The sequence below is a fragment of the Devosia sp. genome, assembly GCF_041917035.1.
GTDB lineage: Bacteria > Pseudomonadota > Alphaproteobacteria > Rhizobiales > Devosiaceae > Devosia_A.
In genome coordinates this window covers 1-4,650 of the sequence record NZ_JAYRYM010000275.1, presented here as the reverse complement: position 1 = coordinate 4,650, position 4,650 = coordinate 1, and the positions used below count along the sequence as shown (strand labels likewise).

The following is a 4,650-nucleotide window of genomic DNA, read 5'->3' as shown; positions in this document are numbered from 1 at the left end:
ACACGCTGGCGGTGCTTGTCGACAACGAGCCGGGGGTTCTTGCCCGCATCGCCGGCATGTTCTCCGGCCGCGGCTACAACATCGAGAGCCTGACGGTCTCGGAGACGGAGCACGAGAAGCACGTCTCGCGCATCACCATCGTCACCACCGGCACCGAGAAGGTGATCGAGCAGATCAAGACCCAGCTCGACCGCCTCGTGCCGGTCCACCGGGTGGTGGACCTCACCGTGCAGGGCTCGGCGCTGGAGCGCGAGCTCTGCCTCGTCAAGGTGCGCGGCAAGGGCGATGCCCGCGTCGAGGCGCTGCGGCTCGCTGGCGCCTTCGGCGCGCGGACGCTGGACGCGACGCTGAACTCCTTCGTCTTCGAGTTGACGGGGACGACGGAGGAGGTCGAGCGCTTCATCCGCCTGATGGGCGTGGTCGGACTGGTGGAAGTGTCGCGCACCGGCATCGCCGCCATGAGCCGCGGCGCGGAAGGCATGCAGGAAGCGGCCTTGCCGGATGGCGCGCAGGGACGTTGATATCGGGAGCATTTGCAAGCGAAGCGGGAACCGGTTCGCGTGAAGCAAATGCGACCCACTCAGAGACCAGCACTCGCTGATCACCGAGCCTGAAGGCCCGCGCCATGCCGACGCATCTCTCCGTCAACGTCAACGCCATCGCGCAGCTGCGCAACCGGCGGAACCTGCCCTGGCCGAGCGTCACGGGCCTCGCCCGCATCGCCATGCAGGCGGGGGCGGCGGGCATCACCGTGCATCCGCGGCCCGACGAGCGGCATATCCGCCGCCATGACGTCTTCGATCTCGCGGGCCTGCTGCGCGCCGAGTTTCCCGGCGCCGAGTTCAACATCGAGGGCTATCCGGACGAGCGCTTCCTGGCGCTCTGCGAGGAGGTCAGGCCGGCGCAGGTGACGCTGGTGCCGGACGATCCGGCCCAGGCGACCTCCGACCACGGATGGGATGTCGTGAAGGACGCCGACCTCCTGAAGCGGGTCATCGCCCGGCTGAAGGCGGACGGCATGCGGGTGTCGATCTTCCTCGACGCCGATCCGGCGCTGGTGCCCGCCGCCAAGGCCACCGGCACCGACCGGATCGAGCTCTACACCGGCCCCTATGGCCACGCCGCCGATGCCGGGGTGCAGGCCGCCGAGCTCGACAAGCTCGCGGCGACGACCGAGGCCGCCACGGCCGCGGGGCTCGGCGTCAATGCCGGCCACGACCTCACCCTCGACAACCTGCCGCCGCTGGTCGCGCGCGCCCCGGCCATCGCCGAGGTGTCGATCGGCCATGCGCTGACCGCCGATGCCCTGATCCACGGCATGGCCGAAACCGTCCGCCTCTACCGCAAGGCCTGCGGCGGCTGAGCGGCAGGGTTGGGACGCTCCGTCGTCATTCTCTGTCGAACAGGCTTGCACCCGCTCCGGCACTGCGCTAGACAGCCGAACCGTAACGTACGGTACGGCTAAGCCCTCCACTCGACACCCATGACGTCAGCCGCCAGGACCCTCGCTCCCGAGACGCCGGTCACCGACCCGGCGGAGCCGACCGCCCGCCAGGCGGCGGTGCTCGACGCGGTGCTGGCGCTGATGCAGGAACAGGGCGGCCAGCTGACCATGACGGCCGTCGCGCGGCGGGCGAGCTGCTCGAAGGAAACCCTCTACAAGTGGTTCGGCGACCGCGACGGCCTGCTGACCGCGACGGTGCAGTGGCAGGCCTCGCGCGTGCGCGCCGGCCGCTACGACCGGCAGAAGCTCGATGCGTCGAGCCTCAGGGACAGCCTCCGGGACTTCGCCGCAAACTGGCTGTCGGTCATCTCCAGCGCCACCTCGATCGCGCTCAACCGGGTGGCGATCACCCATGCCGCCTCGAAGCAGAGCAATCTCGGCCAGATCGTGCTCGAGAACGGACGTTTCGCCATCGGCGACCGGTTGAAGCCGGTGCTGGAAGAGGGCCGCGCCGCCGGCCTGCTCCAGTTCGACGATACCGAAGCGGCCTTCCGCACCTTCTTCGGCCTCGCCGGCCGCGACGTGCAGATCCGCCTGCTGCTCGGCGACGCGCTGACGCTCGGCAAGGCCGAGATCGCCCGCGACGCGGCGGTGGCCACCGACCAGTTCCTCACCCTCTACGGCCGGAAACATCCGGAGCCGGCCGCCGCCTGACCACGCCTACCCGACAACGCAAGCCCAAGGAAGGAAGCATCCCATGCGTGTCTATTACGATCGCGACGCCGATCTGAACCTCATCAAGTCCAAGAAGGTCTGCATTGTCGGCTACGGCAGCCAGGGCCATGCCCACGCGCTGAACCTGCGCGACTCCGGCGTCAAGGACGTGGTCATCGCGCTGAAGGCGGGTTCCGCCACGCGCGCCAAGGCGGAGGCCGCCGGCTTCACCGTCATGACCCCGGCGGAAGCCGCCAAGGTCTGCGACATCATGATGATGCTGACCCCGGACGAGCTGCAGGCCGACATCTACCGCGACGACCTTCATGCCAACATGAAGCAGGGCGCGGCGATTATGTTCGCCCACGGCCTCAACATTCACTTCAACCTGATCGAGGCCCGCAAGGATCTCGACGTGCTGATGGTCGCCCCCAAGGGCCCCGGCCACACCGTGCGCTCCGAGTACCAGCGCGGCGGCGGCGTGCCGACCCTGATCGCCATCCACCAGGACGCCTCGGGCAACGCCCATGACCTCGGCCTCTCCTACGCCTCGGCCAATGGCGGCGGCCGCGCCGGCATCATCGAGACGACCTTCAAGGAAGAGTGCGAGACCGACCTCTTCGGCGAGCAGGTGGTGCTCTGCGGCGGCCTGGTCGAGCTGATCCGTGCCGGCTACGAGACGCTCACGGAAGCCGGCTACGCCCCGGAGATGGCCTATTTCGAGTGCCTCCACGAGGTGAAGCTGATCGTCGACCTCATCTACGAGGGCGGCATCGCCAACATGAACTACTCGATCTCCAACACCGCGGAGTACGGCGAGTACGTCACCGGCCCCCGCATCATCACCGCCGAGACCAAGGCCGAGATGAAGCGCGTGCTGACCGACATCCAGTCGGGCAAGTTCACCCGCGACTGGATGCTGGAGAACAAGGTCAACCAGACCTCGTTCAAGGCGACCCGCGCCCGGGTCAACGACCACCCCATCGAGGCGGTCGGCGCCAAGCTGCGCGACATGATGCCGTGGATCAAGGCGAAGGCGCTGGTCGACAAGACCAAGAACTGATCGCCCCTTCACTGGCGAAGAGCGGATGCGCCCCCTCAGGAGCGCATCCGTCATCGAAGGGCGGCCTCGTGCCGCCCTTTCTCTTGCCGTCGGCGGGGCTTCGGCAACGCCCCGTCCGTGGTATTCATCACGCAGTCAGCAACGCTGCCCCAGAGTTCGCCGGATTTCACTTGGCGAACGCGGTTACTGATCGTAGGACGGTAGCGCTTCGCCGGCGATCAATCAGGGACGTTCATGTCGCAACCCAGCCTGCGCGTCATTTCCGGCGTTCCCTACCTGAAGGAGAGGCTTTCGGAGCTCTACGCGGCCCGGCGCAACGGCAATGCGGAAGGCTTTGCCAACGGATTTGCCGAGGACGGCTTCTTGCGCATCATGGCCGATAACCGGCTCGTGCCGGAGGCTGGTCCCTTCCACGGCCGCGCCGCCATCGCCAAGGGCATCCGCAAGCTGTTCGAGAACTACCAGTATGTCGACGGCCTCATTGTCGACATCGTCGCCGATGTGAATCTGGCAGTGGTCCGGCGCCAGCTGACATTGCGGAGCAAGGCGACGGGGGCAATCGGGGATTTCGACGTGGCCGACTTCATCCGGTTTCGCAACGGCGAGATCGTCGAGCTGACGCAATACATGGACACCGCCTCGCTGGCGGTGCTCGCGGGTCGCATCTGACAATGAGCCTGCCTCAACCTCCATCCGATGCACGAGACGATCGTCCCCGGGCGATCAACGAGGCACTGCGCGCGCTCTACGATGCCCGGACGGCAGGCGACGGGGATGCCTATGCCAGTTATTTTGCCCCCGATGCGCGGATGACCATCGTCGGCAACCCGGCGCTCAACCCGGGGGCCGGCATGCGGATCGGGCGTGAGAGCATCGCTCGGCACCTGGAAAACCTTCACGAGATCAACGAGTATCTGGGCTTCGAGATCCAGTCGGTGGTGGAGGGCGGCGACAAGGTCGTCGTGCGCTGGACCGCCGAGGTGCGCTTCCTCGACAACGGCCGGATCGGCTTCTACGACGTGCTCGACCACATCACCATCCGCGACGGTCTCATCGTCGAGCTGATGCACTTCTACGATACGGGCAGCATGGGAATCGCCCGGGGGCGCATCAGGATCGCCTGAGGCACCGTGCCGGTGATGCACGACTTCACCGAACGGAATTGGTGCGACGCGGGAACGGCGCGCTAGGCTGGCGCCACGGAGCGCAGCCATGAACATCCTTTCCATCCAGTCTTGGGTTTCCTACGGCCATGTCGGCAATGCCTCGGCGGTCTTCCCGATGCAGCGCCTGGGGCACGAGGTCTGGGCCATCCACACCGTCCAGTTCTCCAACCACACCGGCTACGGCGCGTGGAAGGGTCGCGTCTATGACGGCCCGATGATCGAGGAACTGGTCGAGGGCATCGCCGAGCGCGGCGTGCTCGGGC

6 protein-coding genes and 1 pseudogene are annotated in these 4,650 nt (G+C 67.1%); all 7 read left to right on the top strand.

Annotated elements, in window-relative coordinates:
• The coding region (gene ilvN, locus ACE3TU_RS19165) for an acetolactate synthase small subunit (protein ID WP_374627138.1) at window positions 1-521 on the top strand (521 nt) is incomplete at its 5' end.
• A 104-nt stretch (window positions 522-625) separates the two neighbouring features.
• Window positions 626-1,363 (top strand): pyridoxine 5'-phosphate synthase, encoded by a 738-nt coding sequence (locus ACE3TU_RS19160; protein WP_374627136.1) that lies wholly within the window; start codon window positions 626-628, stop codon window positions 1,361-1,363.
• Window positions 1,364-1,483: 120 nt separating this feature from the next.
• Entirely contained in the window at window positions 1,484-2,158 is a 675-nt protein-coding gene (locus ACE3TU_RS19155) for a TetR/AcrR family transcriptional regulator C-terminal domain-containing protein (protein ID WP_374627134.1), read from the top strand.
• A 43-nt stretch (window positions 2,159-2,201) separates the two neighbouring features.
• Window positions 2,202-3,221 (top strand): ketol-acid reductoisomerase, encoded by a 1,020-nt coding sequence (gene ilvC / locus ACE3TU_RS19150; RefSeq protein ID WP_374627132.1) that lies wholly within the window; start codon window positions 2,202-2,204, stop codon window positions 3,219-3,221.
• A gap of 234 nt (window positions 3,222-3,455) precedes the next feature.
• A complete protein-coding gene (locus tag ACE3TU_RS19145; protein WP_374627130.1) occupies window positions 3,456-3,890 on the top strand; it encodes a nuclear transport factor 2 family protein in 435 nt (144 codons plus the stop codon).
• A gap of 2 nt (window positions 3,891-3,892) precedes the next feature.
• Window positions 3,893-4,345 (top strand): nuclear transport factor 2 family protein, encoded by a 453-nt coding sequence (locus ACE3TU_RS19140; protein ID WP_374627128.1) that lies wholly within the window; start codon window positions 3,893-3,895, stop codon window positions 4,343-4,345.
• An 88-nt stretch (window positions 4,346-4,433) separates the two neighbouring features.
• Window positions 4,434-4,650, top strand: a pseudogene (locus ACE3TU_RS19135) (pyridoxal kinase); the annotation flags it as partial.